The 16570-nt window shown below is 67.2% G+C and carries 16 protein-coding genes; 7 read left to right on the top strand and 9 right to left on the bottom strand.

Annotated features, from left to right (window positions below):
* Window positions 1-7: 7 nt before the first annotated feature.
* From ilvC to miaA, 4 genes are all read right to left on the bottom strand, one after another.
* Window positions 8-1027 (bottom strand): ketol-acid reductoisomerase, encoded by a 1020-nt coding sequence (ilvC, locus tag PBN85_RS12025; protein ID WP_037533080.1) that lies wholly within the window; start codon window positions 1025-1027, stop codon window positions 8-10.
* Window positions 1028-1135: 108 nt separating this feature from the next.
* Window positions 1136-1651, bottom strand: a complete 516-nt coding sequence (ilvN, locus tag PBN85_RS12020) for an acetolactate synthase small subunit (protein ID WP_271300888.1) — start codon at window positions 1649-1651, stop codon at window positions 1136-1138.
* Window positions 1652-1792: 141 nt separating this feature from the next.
* A complete protein-coding gene (locus PBN85_RS12015) occupies window positions 1793-3538 on the bottom strand; it encodes an acetolactate synthase 3 large subunit (RefSeq protein ID WP_271299145.1) in 1746 nt (581 codons plus the stop codon).
* A 64-nt stretch (window positions 3539-3602) separates the two neighbouring features.
* A complete protein-coding gene (gene miaA / locus PBN85_RS12010) occupies window positions 3603-4532 on the bottom strand; it encodes a tRNA (adenosine(37)-N6)-dimethylallyltransferase MiaA (RefSeq protein WP_271300887.1) in 930 nt (309 codons plus the stop codon).
* On the opposite strand from miaA, the gene serB reads away from it, so the two are divergent.
* Window positions 4531-5406 (top strand): phosphoserine phosphatase SerB, encoded by an 876-nt coding sequence (serB, locus tag PBN85_RS12005; protein WP_271299144.1) that lies wholly within the window; start codon window positions 4531-4533, stop codon window positions 5404-5406. The two genes, miaA and serB, sit on opposite strands and share 2 nt — an antisense overlap.
* 1 nt (window position 5407) lies before the next feature.
* On the opposite strand, the gene PBN85_RS12000 is transcribed toward serB, so the two are convergent.
* Window positions 5408-6391, bottom strand: coding sequence for an SPOR domain-containing protein (locus tag PBN85_RS12000; RefSeq protein WP_271299143.1), 984 nt, complete (start codon window positions 6389-6391; stop codon window positions 5408-5410).
* Between the two features lie 148 nt (window positions 6392-6539).
* Here PBN85_RS12000 and PBN85_RS11995 point away from each other — a divergent pair, with 148 nt between their 5' ends.
* On the top strand, window positions 6540-7259 hold the full coding sequence (locus PBN85_RS11995) for a ParA family protein (protein WP_037533086.1): 720 nt from the start codon (window positions 6540-6542) through the stop codon (window positions 7257-7259).
* Window positions 7260-7300: 41 nt separating this feature from the next.
* Complete coding sequence (locus PBN85_RS11990) at window positions 7301-8560, top strand: SPOR domain-containing protein (protein ID WP_271299142.1); 1260 nt, start codon at window positions 7301-7303, stop codon at window positions 8558-8560.
* Window positions 8561-8564: 4 nt separating this feature from the next.
* Here the strand turns inward: PBN85_RS11990 and PBN85_RS11985 are convergent, their stop codons facing one another.
* Window positions 8565-9782: a dihydroorotase gene (locus PBN85_RS11985; RefSeq protein WP_271299141.1), complete on the bottom strand. Its 1218-nt coding sequence runs from the start codon at window positions 9780-9782 to the stop codon at window positions 8565-8567.
* Entirely contained in the window at window positions 9779-10762 is a 984-nt protein-coding gene (locus PBN85_RS11980) for an aspartate carbamoyltransferase catalytic subunit (protein ID WP_037533096.1), read from the bottom strand. Before PBN85_RS11980 ends, PBN85_RS11985 begins: the two co-directional genes overlap by 4 nt.
* 478 nt (window positions 10763-11240) lie before the next feature.
* Here PBN85_RS11980 and PBN85_RS11975 point away from each other — a divergent pair, with 478 nt between their 5' ends.
* Both PBN85_RS11975 and PBN85_RS11970 read left to right on the top strand, forming a co-directional pair.
* Window positions 11241-11819 (top strand): hypothetical protein, encoded by a 579-nt coding sequence (locus PBN85_RS11975; protein WP_271299140.1) that lies wholly within the window; start codon window positions 11241-11243, stop codon window positions 11817-11819.
* A gap of 8 nt (window positions 11820-11827) precedes the next feature.
* A complete protein-coding gene (locus tag PBN85_RS11970; protein ID WP_271299139.1) occupies window positions 11828-12751 on the top strand; it encodes a Kiwa anti-phage protein KwaB-like domain-containing protein in 924 nt (307 codons plus the stop codon).
* Between the two features lie 150 nt (window positions 12752-12901).
* Here the strand turns inward: PBN85_RS11970 and ruvX are convergent, their stop codons facing one another.
* Both ruvX and PBN85_RS11960 read right to left on the bottom strand, forming a co-directional pair.
* Complete coding sequence (gene ruvX / locus PBN85_RS11965) at window positions 12902-13363, bottom strand: Holliday junction resolvase RuvX (RefSeq protein ID WP_037533098.1); 462 nt, start codon at window positions 13361-13363, stop codon at window positions 12902-12904.
* A complete protein-coding gene (locus tag PBN85_RS11960) occupies window positions 13360-14469 on the bottom strand; it encodes a DUF3089 domain-containing protein (RefSeq protein WP_271299138.1) in 1110 nt (369 codons plus the stop codon). The genes ruvX and PBN85_RS11960 overlap by 4 nt, the downstream gene beginning before the upstream one ends.
* A 107-nt stretch (window positions 14470-14576) precedes the next feature.
* Here PBN85_RS11960 and gatC point away from each other — a divergent pair, with 107 nt between their 5' ends.
* Both gatC and gatA read left to right on the top strand, forming a co-directional pair.
* The gene (gene gatC / locus PBN85_RS11955; RefSeq protein WP_037533111.1) at window positions 14577-14879 is read left to right on the top strand and encodes an Asp-tRNA(Asn)/Glu-tRNA(Gln) amidotransferase subunit GatC; all 303 of its coding nucleotides are present in this window, start codon (window positions 14577-14579) and stop codon (window positions 14877-14879) included.
* Window positions 14879-16360 (top strand): Asp-tRNA(Asn)/Glu-tRNA(Gln) amidotransferase subunit GatA, encoded by a 1482-nt coding sequence (gene gatA, locus PBN85_RS11950; protein WP_271299137.1) that lies wholly within the window; start codon window positions 14879-14881, stop codon window positions 16358-16360. The genes gatC and gatA overlap by 1 nt, the downstream gene beginning before the upstream one ends.
* Window positions 16361-16570 lie beyond the last annotated feature (210 nt).

Here is a 16570-nt window from a genome sequence, read left to right as displayed (position 1 = left end):
CGTCAGGTCAGTTCTTTGCCTTGTCGACCAGCTTGTTGGCACCGATCCACGGCATCATCGCGCGCAGGTCGCTGCCGACCTTTTCGATCGGATGTGCCGCCGCCTGCTTGCGCGCCGCCTTCAGCTCGGGCTGGCCGGCGCGGTTGTCGAGGACGAAGTTCTTGACGAAGCGACCCGACTGGATGTCGGCGAGCACGCGCTTCATCTCCTTCTTGGTCTCGTCGGTGATGATCCGCGGGCCGGTGGTGATGTCGCCATATTCGGCGGTGTTGCTGATCGAATAGCGCATGTTGGCGATGCCGCCCTCATACAGCAGATCGACGATCAGCTTGGTCTCGTGCAGGCATTCGAAATAGGCCATCTCCGGCGCGTAGCCGGCCTCGGTCAGCGTCTCGAACCCGGCCTGGATCAGGTGGGTGATGCCGCCGCACAGCACCGCCTGCTCGCCGAACAGGTCGGTCTCGCATTCCTCACGGAAGTTGGTTTCGATGATCCCGGAGCGGCCGCCGCCGACGCCGCTCGCATAGGCGAGCGCGACGTCATGCGCATTGCCGCTGGCATCCTGATGGATCGCGATCAGGCAGGGGACGCCGCCGCCGCGGACATATTCGCTGCGCACCGTATGGCCGGGGCCCTTGGGCGCGATCATGATGACGTCGATGTCGGCGGGCGGCTCGATCAGGCCGAAATGCACGTTGAGGCCGTGCGCGAAGGCCAGCGCTGCGCCGGGCTTCATGTTGCCCTTCAGGTCGGCGTCCCAGATCGCCGCCTGGTGCTCGTCGGGGGCGAGGATCATGACGATGTCCGCCCATTGTGCCGCTTCCTTGTTCGACAGCACCTTGAAACCGGCGTCGATCGCCTTCTTCGCCGTCGCCGAACCCTCGCGGAGTGCGATCGCGATATCCTTGACGCCGCTGTCGCGCAGGTTCTGCGCATGCGCGTGGCCCTGGCTGCCATAGCCGACGATGGCGATCTTCTTGTCGGTGATCAGGTTCAGATCGGCGTCGCGATCATAATAGACTTTCATGGTATTCGGTCCCTTTGTCATTCTCGCGGAGGCGGGAATCCATACCCGCTGCGGTCAGTGATGATGGTTCCCCGCCGGCGCGGGGATGACGAAGACGATCGCGGTGCCTTACGCCGCGTCGCGGCCGCGGGCGATGGCGACGATGCCGGTGCGGGCGACCTCGATCAGCCCGACCTCCGCCATCAGCTCGACGAACTTGTCGATCTTCTCGATCGAGCCCGTCACCTCGAAGACGAAGCTGGTGGTGGTCGCATCCACCACCCGCGCGCGGTAGACGTCGGCGAGGCGCAGCGCCTCGATCCGGTGATCGCCGCTGCCCGCGACCTTGATCAGGGCTAACTCACGCTCGACGTGCGCGCCCTGAGCCGTCAGATCGGTGACCTTGTGCACGGGCACCAATCGGTCGAGCTGGGCGATGATCTGCTCCATCGTCGCCGGCGACGCGCTGGTGACGATGGTGATGCGGCTGACCGACTTGTCGGCGGTGATCTCCGACACCGTGAGGCTCTCGATATTGTAGCCGCGCGCGGTGAACAGGCCGGCGATCCGGGCGAGGATGCCCGGCTCGTTGTCGACGATCACCGCCAGCGTGTGGCGTTCGGCAGCTTCGGTCTTGATATGCAATGTCATTCCTCCCCGGAACGGGGAGGGGGACCGATCGCGCAGCGAGTGGTGGAGGGGGACCTCCACCCGCGTCGCCGCCTGCCGCATTCCCCCTCCACCATGTTCCGCATGGTCCTACTCCCCGTGCCGGGGAGAATCGGGTCAAACCAGTGCCTTGGCCTCGTCGTCCATCGTGCCCGACACTTCGTTCGCCTGCAGGATCATCTCGGTATGCGCGGCGCCCGACGGGATCATCGGGAAGCAATTGGCGAGCTTGGCGACGCGGCAGTCGACGATCACCGGCCCGTCATGGTCAAGCATCGCCTGGATGCCGTCGTCGAGATCGGCGCGGGCGTCGATGCGGATGCCCTTCCAGCCATAGGCCTCGCCCAGCCGGACGAAGTCCGGCAGCGAGTCCGAATAGCTTTCGGCATAGCGGCTCTCATAGGTGAGCTCCTGCCACTGGCGCACCATCCCCATATATTCGTTGTTGAGGATAAAGATCTTGACCGGCAGCCGGTATTGCGAGGCGGTGGCGAGCTCCTGAATGTTCATCTGGATCGACGCTTCGCCGGCGATGTCGATCACGAGCGCGCGCGGATTGCCGAGCTGCGCGCCGATCGCGGCGGGCAGGCCATAGCCCATCGTGCCGAGCCCGCCGCTGGTCAGCCATTTGTTGGGCTTTTCGAAGCCGAAATGCTGCGCCGCCCACATCTGATGCTGGCCGACCTCGGTGGTGATGATCGGATCGCGGTGATGCGTCGCCTCCCACAGGGCGCGCACCGCGCGCTGCGGCATGATCGCCTCGCCCGTCTCCGGGAAACTGAGGCTCTGCTTCGCCCGCCAGCCGTTGATACGGTCCCACCATGCGCGCGTATCGGGGCGCGGATGCTGGCGCGACTTCCAGATGCGCACCATGTCCTCGAGGGCATGGCCGGCATCGGCGATGATCGCGAGGTCGACGCGGACGTTCTTGTTCACGCTCGACCGGTCGATATCGATATGGACCTTGCGGCTGTTCGGGCTGAACGCGTCGAGCCGGCCGGTGACGCGGTCGTCGAAGCGGCTGCCGATCGCGACGATCAGATCGGCCTGGTTCATCGCCATATTGGCCTCATAGGTCCCGTGCATGCCGAGCATGCCGAGGAACTGGTCGGACGAGGCGGGGAAGCAGCCGAGACCCATCAGCGTCGACGTCACCGGCGCACCGGTGATCCGCGCCAGTTCGCGCAACAGTTGCGACGCGGCCGGACCCGAATTGATGATCCCGCCGCCCGTATAGAGGATCGGCCGCTCGGCGGCGGCGAGCATGTCGACGACCTGCTCGATCTGCGTCTGCGGCGCCTTGAGCTGCGGCCGATAGGTCTTGTGCTGGATCGGGCCGGGCTTGCTGTAGCGCGCGGTCGCGACTTGGACGTCCTTGGGGATGTCGACCACGACCGGCCCGGGCCTGCCCGAGGTGGCGATATGGAACGCCTCGTGGATCGTCGCCCCGAGCAGCGCCGGGTCCTTGACCAGATAATTGTGCTTCGAACAGTGCCGCGTGATGCCGACCGTATCCGCCTCCTGGAAGGCGTCGGTGCCGATCAGCGCGGTCGGCACCTGACCGGTGATGACGACCATCGGGATCGAATCGAGCAGTGCGTCGGTGATTCCGGTGACCGCATTCGTTGCCCCCGGCCCGGAGGTGACGAGCACGACGCCCGGCTTGCCGGTCGAGCGGGCATAGCCTTCGGCGGCATGCGTCGCGGCCTGTTCGTGACGGACGAGAATGTGCTTGATCCGCCCCGAGCGGAACATCGCGTCATAGATCGGCAAGACCGCCCCACCGGGGTAGCCGAACACGACCTCCACGCCGAGATCGCACAGCGCCTCGACCAGGATGTCTGCTCCGCTCTTTTCGCCCACGGTATGTCTCCAACCTCGAAAAATGGTGCGGTGCGGTTAGCGCCCGGCTCCAGTAGGGTCAACCCTAATCAAGCAACAAAGTTGCTATTGATGATGTTAAAGCGAATGAATCTGTCTCTCGCACCCATTGGCTGGGAGGTTGATTACGGAACCAGGTATATTGCCGCTTGGCATAGCGGCGCGTGTCGAGCTGGAGTCGGGCGAGCGTTTCGGTCCGGTCGATCGTCCCGGAGAGCAGGGCGGCGATCGGCGGCACACCGATGGCCCGGCGGATCGGCGCATCGCCGGCGATATCGTCGCGGCGGAGCAACGCCGCCACCTCATCGACCGCGCCCTCGGCGATCATCGCGATGCAGCGCGTGTCGATACGGTCGAACAACGCGTCACGGTCGGGCAGCAGGACCGCGGCGGCGAGCGTGATCGCGTCGCCGATGCCGCCGGCACGATCCTGTTGCCACGCCGCCAGCGGTCGCCCGGTCGAACGCACCACCTCCAGCGCACGCGCGACGCGCGTCGTATCGGCGGGGGCGAGCCGGGCCGCCGCGGCGGCGTCTTCCTCGGCGAGCAGGCGGTACGCCACCGCCACCGGCAGCGCGCGTACCTCGGCACGCACCGCCGGGTCGATCGGCGGCACCGGCGCGATACCGTCGATCAGGGTGCGCAGATACAGGCCGGTGCCGCCGACGAGGATCGGCACGCGGCCCTCGGCATGCGCTGCGGCGATCGCAGTCCGCGCCTCGGCGGCCCAGCGTGCGGCGGAATAGCCTGCGTCGGCGGCATCGACATGGCCGAACAGGCGGTGGGGTACGCCCGCCATGTCGGCGTCATCGGGGCGGGCGGTGAGGATGCGCAGATCGGCATAGACCTGGCTTGCGTCGGCATTGATGACGATGCCGTCGTGCGTTTGAGCCAGGCGGATCGCCGCGGCGGACTTGCCGCTCGCGGTCGGCCCTGCGATGAGCGCGACCTTCGGCTTGGGGTTGGAGACTGCGATGTTCACCGCGACGCTTATAGGCGAAACGATCGGCGCAGGCGATCTGTCGGCGGCGAGCGACCGGCTCGCGGCGGCGGGGTGCGCACCGGCCGGCACGACATGGCTCGAGCCCGAGGTCGCCGCCGACCTCGCCTTCGCCGCCGATCCCGACGCGGCGCGGGCGGCGCTGGAGGGGGCATTCGCACGCACCGACGTGATCGTTCAGCCGACCGCTAGGCGGCGCAAGGCGCTGCTCGTCGCCGATATGGATTCGACGATGATCACGGTCGAATGTATCGATGAGCTCGCCGATTATGCCGGCATCAAGGCGCAGGTCGCCGCGGTGACCGAGGCGGCGATGCGCGGCGAACTCGACTTCGAGGGCGCACTCGATGCGCGGGTGGCGCTGCTCGCGGGGCTGGACGAACGGGTGATCGCGCAATGTCTCGCCGAACGGGTGCGGATCATGCCGGGGGCCAAGTCGCTCGTCCGCACGATGCGGGCGCATGGCGCCGCGGCCGTGCTGGTCTCCGGCGGCTTCACCCGGTTCGCCGAGCCGGTGGCTGCGGAGATCGGCTTCGATCGCGCGATCGCCAACGTGCTGGAGGTCGCCGACGGTCGCCTCACCGGCACGGTGACCAAGCCGATCGTCGGTTCGGCGACCAAGGAGCAGACGCTGGGGGACTGGCTGGTCGAGCGCGGCATCGAACGCGCGCGCTCGCTCGCGGTGGGCGACGGCGCGAACGACCTGGCGATGATCGGACGCGCCGGGCTGGGCGTCGCCTATCATGCCAAGCCGATCGTCGCCGCGGCGGCAGCCGCGCGGATCGATCATGGCGACCTGTCCGCGCTGCTCTACGCGCAGGGCTATCGCCGCACCGAATGGGTCGAGTGAGTTACGGCGCGACGACGACGCAGGAGACGCCGGACGCCGCGCATGCCTTCTGCGCCGCCGCGCGGGAGCCGAACCCGCTGGCTTGCAGGCGAATGACGTTCCCCGCCTTGGCATAGATGGGCTGCGCGCCGGACAGCTTGCCGCGGACGCGCGACCATTGCGTCTGCGCATTGGCCTGCGTGCTGAAGGCACCGAGCTGGATCTTCCACGCGCCGCCGGTCGCCGCCGGCGCGACGGCGGGGCGGGGCGGCGTCTTGGCGAGCGGCGTGATGCGGTCGGCGACCGGACGATCGGGCGACAGTTCGGCCGGCGCACGCTTGCGCGTTGCCGTCGGAGCGGGCGAGGGGGCCGATTTGGCGGCGGGCGGGCGCGGTTCGCTGGCGGCGACGTCGCGCGCGGCGGCGGCGGGCGCAGCATCCAGGTCCGCAGAATAGCGCCGCGCCAGCGCGATGCCGCGTTCGCGGTCCGCCGGTGTGATATATTGATCCATCTGCGCGAGCGTCTCAGACGCCGATTTGAGCCGCGCCTGCGACGCCAGCGTCATCAGCGCATAGGCGCGCGGATAGTCGCGCGGCACGCCGTCGCCGTTGAACAGCATCGTGCCGAGCACGAGCTGCCCCCGCGGTTCGCCGCGCTTCACCGACTTCTCCAGCCAGGGCAGCGCCTCCGCCTTGCGGCCGGCCTGGAACAGCGCGAAGGCATAATTGTCCTCTGCCTGGGGGTGGCCTTGCAGCGCCGCCTTGCGGAACCAGCTTTCCGCCAGCGCCGGATCGAGCGGCACGCCGCGGCCGAGCTTATAGGCCTGCCCCAGATTGAACTGCGCGTCGGCGTCGCCCGACATCGCCGGACCGCGCCACTGCGCCACCGCCGCGGGGAAGTCGCCGCGGCCCCAGGCGTCGACCCCCGCCTTGACGTCCTGCGCCACGGCCGGCGCAGCCACGAGACAGGCGAGCAGCGCGCCTGCGATCCAACCGGTGTTCCGCATGCTTGTCACCCTTTTCACCATCCACCGCACCATGCCCCGGACGCTTGCCGCCGCAAAGAGGGATCGGCGCGAAGGGGTCCCTTAACTGCTTGTTAGCGCTGTCGTGGCAGTCATGCTGACGGGTGGCGACAGCAATTCAAGGGGCCCTATGCGCGTTCTCGCGATGGCATCGCAAAAAGGAGGTTCGGGCAAGACGACCTTGGCCGGGCATTTGGCGGTGCAGGCCGAGCGCGCCGGCCATGGCCCGGTCGTGCTGCTCGATCTCGACCCGCAGGCCAATCTGTCCGACTGGTGGGACGATCGCAGCGGCGACCGCCCCGCCTTCGCCCAGACCAGCGCGACGCGTCTGTCCGCCGATCTCGACGTGCTGCGGCAGCAGGGGTTCAAGCTGGCGATGATCGACACGCCGCCCGGCAATGCGGTGGTGACGCAGGGCGTCGTCCATGTCGCCGAGCTCGTCGTCGTGCCGGTGCGGCCCTCGCCGCATGACGTCCGCGCCGCCGCCGCCACCGTCGATCTCTGCCAGCGTGCGGGCAAGCCGCTGGTCTTCGTGCTCAACGGCGCGACTCCCGATGCGCCGCTCAACGCCGAGACGACCGTCGCGCTGTCGCATCACGGCAGCGTCGCGCCGGTCACCGTCCACCAGCGTGCCGACTATGCCGCAGCGATGATCGACGGCGGCACCGTCATGGAGAGCGACCCCGACGGCGATCCCGCCGGGGAGATCGCGCATCTGTGGACGCATATCTGCGGCCGGCTCGAAAAGAATTTCCGCCGCACCGTGTTCAGCGTGCCGACCGTCAACGGCGGCGGCTTCGGTGCGCGTCCTGCGACCGGCGGCTTCGGCCGGCGGGTGACCGCCGGATGACCCATGCCCTTACCGCCCGACCACCTCATGGAGCTTCCGCGATGCGTGCCCGTCTGATCCTGTCGTTCGGCCTGTCGGCCCTGATGCTGGGCGGCTCGGTCGTCGGTTGCGCGGGCGGCGGTGACCGGATCGCCGCGGCGAGCGATCGCAGCGCCAAGGTGCAGGCGAAGACCGCCGCGCGCGATGCCGCCGCAGCGGGCAAGGCGCTCGCCCGCCGCGATGCCACCCAGGCGATCGAGCTCGCCGAAAGCGCCGTGGCGCTGGCGCCGCGCGATGCCGGCTATCGCCTGTTGCTGGGGCAAGCCTATCAGCAGGCGGGGCGGTTCGCCTCGGCGCGGGATACCTTTGCCGAGGTGGTGCAGCTCGCCCCCGGCAACGGCAAGGCGGCGCTCAACCTCGCGCTCGCGCAGATCGCGACCGGCGACTGGGCGACGGCGCAGGCGACGCTCGCCCAGCATCAGGCGGTGATCCCGATCGGCGATCTCGGCCTCGCCACGGCGCTGGCGGGCAATCCGGCGGCGGCGATCGCGACGCTCAACGCTGCGGCGCGGGCGCCGGGTGCCGATGCCAAGGTGCGGCAGAATCTCGCGCTGAGCTATGCGCTCGCCGGCCAGTGGAACATGGCGCGGGTGGCGGCGGCGGCGGACATGTCCGCCGCCGACGTCGACGCGCGGCTCGAACAATGGGCGGCCTTCGCGCAGCCCAAATCGGCGTCGGACCAGGTCGCGAGCCTGCTCGGCGTGACGCCTGCGCCCGATGCCGGCCGCCCGGTCGCGCTCGCGCTCAACGCGCCGGCGCCGGTGATGCCGGCCGCGGAGGCGCCGGTGCAGCTCGCGGAGGCCGCGCCGACGGTCGCGCCGGCACCGGATGCGAGCCGCGCTGCCTTCGCCAAGATCGTCTTCGCGCCGGCACGCGAGGTGGTGCAGCCGCTGCCGACGATGATGGCGCGGGTCGACAGAAGCACGGTGCGCCGCGCGACGGTCACCCCGATAGCCGCGCGGGGCGAGGGCGACTGGTACGTCCAGATCGGCGCGTACAGCAGCGCCGCGGCGGCGCATGCCGGCTGGGACAGAGCGGAGCGACGGTTCTCCGCGCTGACCGGGCATCGCCCGACCGGGACGACCGTCGCCGCCGCGCAAGGATCGCTCTACCGCCTGTCGATCGGCGGGTTCGACCGCGACCAGGCCGACCGGATGTGCGACCGCTTCCGCGCCGAGGGCGGCACCTGTTTCGTCCGGCGCGAGGCGGGGGACCGCATCGCGCAATGGCTGCGGACGCCGGTGCAGATGGCGTCGCGCTGACCGGCTAGATCTCGCGGCCGGCCTTCCAGAGGCGCAGCACGCGGCCCTGGACGGGCAGGCCGTCGAACGGCGTATTGCCCGCCGAGGCGAAGGCCATGCCGTCGACCTGCCACGGCGTGTCGGCATCGAACAGCATCAGATCGGCGGGCTTGCCGACCTCCAGCGTCCCCGTGTCGAGCCCGAGCACCCGCGCCGGATTCGCCGCCAGCATCGCCAGCAGCCGGTCGAGCGGCAGCACGCCGTCGCGGACCAGCAGCAGCCCCAAGGGCAGCAACGTCTCCGCCCCCGCCATCCCCGCCGCCGAATCGACGAAGGGCAGCCGCTTCGCCTCCGGTCCGTGCGGGTCGTGGCCCGAGCACAGCACGTCAATCGTGCCGTCCGCCACCGCCGCCCGCGCCGCCTGCCGGTCGCCCTCGCTGCGCAGCGGCGGCGAGAGGTGGGCGTAGGTGCGGAAGTCGCTCATCGCGATGTCCGACAGGTGGAGATGCGCGGGCGTGATGCCGCAGGTGACGCGCACCCCGCGGCGCTTGGCGGCGCGGATCAGGTCGAACGCCGCGGCGGTGGTCGCCTGGCGGATGTGGAGGCGCGCGCCGGTCTCCTCGGCGAGCATCAGGTCGCGCGCCACCGCCAGCGCCTCGGCGATCGCCGGGGCGGCGGGGAGGCCGTGGCGCGTCGCCGTCTCGCCGTCGGTCGCCACCGCGCCGGCGGTGAGCGTGCCGTCCTCGCCATGCGCGATCACCGCGATGTCGAGGTCGCGGGCGTAGGCGAGGACGCGCAGCATCACGCCGGTGTCGGCGATCCAGCCGCGCCCGGTGCCGACCGCCTTCGCCCCCGCCGACAGACAGATCGCCATCTCCGCCATGTCGGTGCCGGCGAGCCCCTGCGTCGCGGCGGCGATCGGGTGGATCCACAAATCGGGCTTGCCGATCAGCGCCGCGCGCTGGACGACGCCGGGGTCGTCGAGCACCGGATTGCCGTCCGGCATCAGCGCGACGCGGACGATGCCGCCGGCGCGGAAGGCGGCGCGATCGACCTTGAACACGCCGAGATCGACGATCCCCGGCGCCAGCGTCGCGCCGTCGCAGGCGACCGTCACCGCATCGCCCGGCAGATCGAACGTGCCGCGCGCGACGATCACGCCGTCGCGGACGAGCAGCCCGCCGCGCGTCACCCCGCCGACCGGGCAGGCGAGCGTCGCATCGAGAAAGGCGATCGCGCTCATGCCCAGCCCTCCACGCCGCGTGCGCGTCGCGTCAGCACGTCGAGACACGCCATCCGGACCGCCACGCCCATCTCCACCTGTTCGGTGATCGCCGACTGCGGCCCGTCCGCCACCACCGAATCGATCTCCACGCCGCGGTTCATCGGCCCCGGATGCATCACCAGCGCGTCCGGCAGCCGTGCCAGCCGCTCCGGCGTCAGCCCGTAGCGGAGGCGATATTCGCGGCTCGACGGGATATAGCCGCCCGCCATCCGCTCGTTCTGGACGCGCAGCATCATCACCACGTCGGCGCCGACCAGGGCCGCATCGAAATCGGTGAACGGCGCCACACCCATCCGCTCGATCCCGGCGGGCATTAGCGTCGACGGCGCGCAGACGCGCACCTCGGCGGCGAGCGCGGTGAGCGCCAATATGTTCGAGCGCGCGACGCGGCTGTGCAGCACGTCGCCGCAGATCACCACGCGCTGGCCGGCGATGCTGCCCTTGCGCCGGCGGATGGTGAGCGCGTCGAGCAGCGCCTGCGTCGGATGTTCGTGGCGGCCGTCGCCGGCGTTGAGCACCGGGCAATCGACTTTGTCGGCGATCAGCCGCACCGCGCCGCTTGCCATATGGCGGATGACGATGACGTCGGCGCGCATCGCGTTGAGCGTCTGCGCGGTATCGATCAGCGTCTCGCCCTTCTTCACGCTCGACTGCGCCGCATGCATGTTGACGACGTCGGCGCCGAGCCGCTTGCCGGCGATCTCGAAGCTCAGCAGCGTGCGCGTGCTGTTTTCGAAGAAGGCGTTGATCTGGGTGAGGCCGGCGAGCCGCTTGTCGGGCGCGGCATGGCTGCGGTTCGCCGCGACCCAGCTTTCCGCCTCGTCGAGCAGGAAGGCGATCTCATGCGGCTGGAGCCCGTCGATGCCGGTGAGGTGCCGGTGCGGGAAGACGGCACCGCCCTCGATCAGGGCGGCGGGGCGGTGGTCCGAACGGTTCATCAAGCGCGCCGGTTAGCGCGCAGGGCGGGCGGGAGCAAGCGGGGCCGCTGCCGCCGACGGATTGTGGCAGCAATGCGGCAACATGGACAAGTTGGACACCTTGATGGAAACGATCCGGGGGGATCGTTTCGGATTTGGTGGTGGTGGGACTCGCAATGCGAAAGAGCCGGTTGGGGGTGTAGCAGAGGGGAGGGGTATAGGACAGGCTTAGCTGACGTATTGAAGCGACAGCCGGAGGCCGGCAAGACGGCACCTTACGGTATTTGTAATGCTTCGCGGTTCGCTGCGCGTGCTGCAATCTGACGTCGTCCGGCGCGGATAGGCCATTGAGCGGCCGGTTTCGTTAGTGGCGTCGTGCCATAACTGATAACCTGTCGGTAAGACCTCTCGGGCTAAAATCTTATTCTGCCGACCATGGTTTTCTTTATCGCGACGCTGGTATATAGCTCGTGGGTGGAGTTACAAAAAGGGAGCAAAGATGCAGTTCAGGCTCCTAACCGCCATAGTCGTGTTCTTGGGGTCGTATCTGCCTCTATCTGTGATATTGTTTTCACAGAATATTGACTATAAGGCGTGGCATCGAGATTTCTGTTTTCCATTGGCGGCTGGCAGTTGTCAATTACCCCTCCATGAGGCGGGGTATTCTGTGACTTTGCTAGGCATAACCCTTGCCTGTTTTGGACTGACTATTCTCTCTCTAGCTCTTATTCGTCCGAAGCAGGGTGTCATCGTCAAAGAAGCCGAATACGTGCCTACTGATTTAATGAATTACACCCTCCCATACGTGGTATCTTTTATGGGAATAAACTATAACGAAACAAGTAAATTCGTCGGCTTTTGCGTTTTTTTGGTATGGATGTTCTGGATAACTCATAGATCTGGACAAGTGCTGCTGAATCCTGTCTTGATAGCTTTAGGTTGGCGTCTTTACAATGTAACCTATGAGTATCCGGGTAGCGCCGATAATTTTAAAGGCAGAGCTCTTGTTAAGGGTTATTTAGAGCCTGGACGTTATAATCAGTGTCCGGTGCAGGACATTCAAATCATAAAACCTTAGGAGGTCCGATGGCAATCCCCGCAGCGCTAAGCGGCTTTGATATTGAAAATGCTAGTCTGACGATTTGGCTCTTCAAGAAGTCGGGCGGTACTGCTGGTGCTGCGCCAACGTACACTGGCCGCTGGATCACAACTCAGCCGGATCTTGATGCTGCGCTAAAAGCGTCGCTCATTGAGGCTAGGGCGCGCATTAACGAGATTCACGAGTATGGACTGCTCGCTCAGAATAATGAGGCAAGCGCGCTTTTAATTGACACTGTTGAAACGAACGCCGGTCTGATCGTGGCGCAATCTTCAAATCCTACTGTCCAGAAGAAGGTGAAAAGCGAAAAAGAGGTTGCCAACACGAACTTTTTTGTAATTCGTCTGGTCGACAGCGATCGTGTTCTAATTGCAGTTCGTAAGACCGATAGCTCATGGAGATCAAAGCAGAGGCGAAGTTTTATTGATATTGGATTTCGTGACAATGCGCTTGAGCTTGATAGAGAACCGAGTTTTTCGCTTTCGAGGCACGTCGACTTCTTTATCGCTAACGATAAGATAATTATCCCTAACAAAGCTAATTTCGAGTCGGTGTTAAGTTATCGGCAGGCTCATGCGGATGAATTTGCCCAATTACAGGCAGAAAAAGAGTTCGCGCGGATATTCTCGGATTTTGGTCCATTGACGGCTTACGTCGGAGACAACAAGATTCATTTGCGTCGGATGTGTTCCATCCGACAGAAGGGGCACTACAAAGATCAGAATTTCATGACAAAATTAAAGAGGCGCTATGCTGCTCACGGGCTGAATTTGGAATTTGACGCAAAAGATAGAATTGTATGCACCGAAGGCAGCTGCGGTGATATAATCACCGCTTTACTCGATCATCGCCTCTCATCCGCCTTTTCGACTAACATCTATGATGTGCCAGACGCTACCAAAATTGCCTGACGAGAGTTGGTAGAGACAATATCATATATAAGTATTGAATACCAAGAAATTAGTTCTAGATTGAAGGCGCTAATATATGATGTTACGCTATGCTGTATCGGAAGCGGGCGCGCGACCAAAAGCGAACGTTCTGTAGGCCCACATCTAACCCTAAACCATCACCAGCGCATCGATCGCCGCCTGCAGGATATGCGCGGCCGCAAGATTATCCACCCGCTCCGCCCGCTTCGCGCGGCTCATGTCCTGTTCGATCATCACGCGTTCCACCGCGACGGTCGACCAGCGTTCGTCCCACAGCAGGATCGGCAGGCCGAGGTCGGTGCAGTTGCGCGCGAAGGCGCGGGTCGACTGGCTGCGCGGGCTCTCGCTGCCGTCGAGGTTGAGCGGCAGGCCCAGCACCAGCCCCTTGACCTGCTGCGCCGCGATAAGCGCGACCAGCGCCGCCTTGTCCTGCGTGAACTTGGCGCGGCGGATCAGCGTCGCGGGGCTGGCGAAGCTCCAGCCGGCGTCGCACAGCGCGGTGCCGATCGTCTTGCTGCCGAGGTCGAGCCCGAGCAGCCGCCCGCCGTCCGGCAGCGCCTCGCGGAAGACGGCGCGGTCGGGGGTGATCATCGCGACGCCCCGAAGGCGGCGAGGCGGCGCTGCGCATCGGCGCGGACGTTGGCCCAGAACAGGCTATAGTCGTAGACGTGGTAATTGTTGCCGGGCAGCACGTAGCTGCCGAGATCGGGCGGCGTGCCGATCAGCAGGAAGCCGCGCGGGCCGCAGCGCGCGGGCACCGTGCCGGCGGCGATCGTCGCGCTGCTGAGGTCGGCGCTGGGGTAGAGCGTGCCCTGGTTGGCGCTCGCCGGCGCGGCGGCATCGGCGGTGCCGGTCAGCGGATTGGTGCAGACCATGTCGCTGTCCTTGCGGGGCGCGCCGTCGAAGCCGGTCGTCGCGTCGTAGATGTCGGTGATCTGGCGCGGATCGGCGGGCTCGGCGAAACTCTCCCACGACAGCAGGCAGCGCACCTGATCGGGGCGCGTGCATTGCGGCAGGCCGAGCGCGGCGAGATCGTGCGCCTCGGACACCGGCCAGCCGACGACATAGGCGGCGACGATGCGCCGCGCGATCGGCTTGCCGGCGATCTGCTCGCGCAGCAGGCGGGTGAGGTGGAGCGCGCCCTGGCTGTGCCCGGCGAGGATGATCGGCCGCTTGGGATCGACCTGCGCCACGAAGGCGGCGAAGGCGGCGGCGACGTCGCCATAGGCGAGGTCGAGCGCGCGATTGGCATCGGCGACGCTGGTCAGGAAGGCGCCGAACGTCGCCTGGCGATAGCGCGGCGCCCAGATCTCGCCGGCGGCGTTGAACGCGCTCGCCTGGCCGCGCAGGAAGATCGCGGCGCGTGCGTTGGTCTCGGCATCGTCGAGCGCGGCGTTCCAATGGTCGCGGCCGATGTAGGAGGTCGGGTGGATGAAGAACACCGCCGCCCTGGGCGCGGTCGCGGGCGTATAGCCGGCGGGCGTCCACAGCGCCGGATTGCCGGCGATGTCGGGCCGGGCGATCCACATCGCGCGCGCTTCATAGCGTTGGGCGTCGACGCGCGGCTGCGCCCTGAACGCCTCCGACGGGACCAGCGCCATGCGCAGGATCTCGACGCCGTACAGGCGATAGGCGAGCGCCCCGGCGATGACGAGCGCGATCAGCGCGGCGAAGACATAGAGGAATTTGCGGGCCAAGCGTGTCGGTGTCCGGGCAGGGCAGGGAGCGCTTCTGATGGACGAGCCCCGCCGAACTGGCAACACGAGGTTGCATCGGCGAAGCTGCCTCTGCTAGCCGCAACCTCATGTCCGTAGACACCGCCACCGTGAAGAAGGTCGCCGCGCTCGCGCGCATCGCGATCACCGACGAGGACGCGAGCCGCCTCGCCCCCGAACTCAGCAACATCCTCGGCTGGATCGAGCAACTGGAGGGGGTCGACACCGCCGGCGTCGCGCCGATGACCGCGGTCATCCCCAACCAGCTGCGGCTGCGCGACGATGTCGTCGATGCCGATCCGCTGACCGGCGGCGGCATCCGCGACAGCCTGATGGCCAATGCGCCGCAGGCCGAACATGGCTTCTTTACCGTTCCCAAGGTGATCGAATAATGGCCGACCTGACCGACCTCGGCGTCGCCGCGATCCGCGACGGCGTGCGCAGTGGCGCCTTCTCCGCGGTGGAGGTCGCCGACGCCTTCATCGTCAAGGTCGCCAAGGCCAAGCCGCTCAACGCCTTCCTCGTCGAGACGCCCGACGCGGCGCTCGCCGCGGCACGCGCCGCCGATGCCGCGCGCGCGGCCGGCGAGACGCTCAAGCCGCTCGCCGGCGTGCCGATCGGGATGAAGGACCTGTTCTGCACCAAGGGCGTCGCGACCACCGCGGCGAGCCATATCCTCGAAGGCTTCGTGCCGACCTACGAATCGACCGTGTCGCAGAATCTGTGGGACGCGGGCGCGGGGATGCTCGGCAAGCTCAACATGGACCAGTTCGCGATGGGCTCGTCGAACGAGACGAGCGCGTTCGGCAACGTCATCTCGCCGTGGCGGCGGCCGGGCAGCGATGCGCCGCTCGCGCCGGGCGGATCGTCGGGCGGCAGCTCGTCGGCGGTGGCGGCGGGGCTGTGCCCCGGCGCGACCGGCACCGACACCGGCGGCTCGATCCGCCAGCCGGCGGCGTTCACCGGCATCAGCGGCATCAAGCCGACCTATGGCCGCTGCTCGCGCTGGGGGACGATCGCCTTCGCCTCGTCGCTGGATCAGGCGGGGCCGATGGCGCGCGATGTGCGCGACTGCGCGATCCTGCTCGAGGCGATGGCCGGGTTCGACGCCAAGGACGCGACCTCGCTGCGCCAGGACGTGCCGCGCTGGGAGGCGGGCCTGTCGGGCAGTCTCGCCGACAAGCGCGTCGGTGTCCCCAAGGAATATCGCGTCGGCGGGATGCCCGAGGAGATCGAGGCGCTGTGGCAGGCGGGGATCGACTGGCTGCGCGATGCGGGCGCGGAGATCGTCGACGTGTCGCTGCCGCATACGAAGTACGCGCTGCCGGCCTATTACATCATCGCGCCGGCGGAGGCCTCGTCCAACCTCGCGCGCTATGACGGCGTGCGTTACGGCCTGCGTGAGCTGCCCGAGGGGGCGGGGTTGCAGGACATGTACGCCGCGACCCGCGCCGCCGGCTTCGGACCGGAGGTGAAGCGCCGCATCATGATCGGCACCTATGTGCTGTCGGCGGGCTTCTACGACGCGTATTACACGCAGGCGCAGAAGGTGCGGACGCTGATCGCGCGCGATTTCGAGCGGGCGTGGGAGAGCTGCGACGTGCTGCTGACCCCGACCGCGCCGTCGGCGGCGTTCGCGCTCGGCGAGAAGTCGGCCGATCCGATCGCCATGTATCTCAACGACGTGTTCACCGTGCCGTCGAGCCTCGCGGGCCTGCCGGCGATGAGCGTGCCGGGCGGGCTCGACAAGCAAGGGCTGCCGCTGGGGTTGCAGATCATCGGCAAGCCGCTCGACGAGCAGGGCGTGCTGAACGCCGGACTGGCGATCGAGCAGCGCGCGGGCTTCACCGCGCGGCCGCAGACGTGGTGGTAGGTGATGCATGTTGCAGAGATCGTCGCAGGCATTTGCGAGGTTCTCGGCATTTTTGAGGGTCTCGCCGGCAAGCTTCGCCGTCGGAATGATGATCGGCCAGCCAGGCGACGTGGAGGCGCTTGCCCGGCAGAGCCGAGTAATCGCCCTAGGACAAAATCATGGGGCAGGAGCGCCGGTATGATGGCCGGACGGGTGCCAGCCCTGATACGA

Origin of the sequence: Sphingomonas sp. CV7422 (assembly GCF_027945725.1) — a bacterium.
GTDB lineage: Bacteria > Pseudomonadota > Alphaproteobacteria > Sphingomonadales > Sphingomonadaceae > Sphingomonas > Sphingomonas kyungheensis.
The sequence above is the reverse complement of the archived record's forward strand: the minus strand, read 5'-3'. Positions and strand labels throughout refer to the sequence as shown.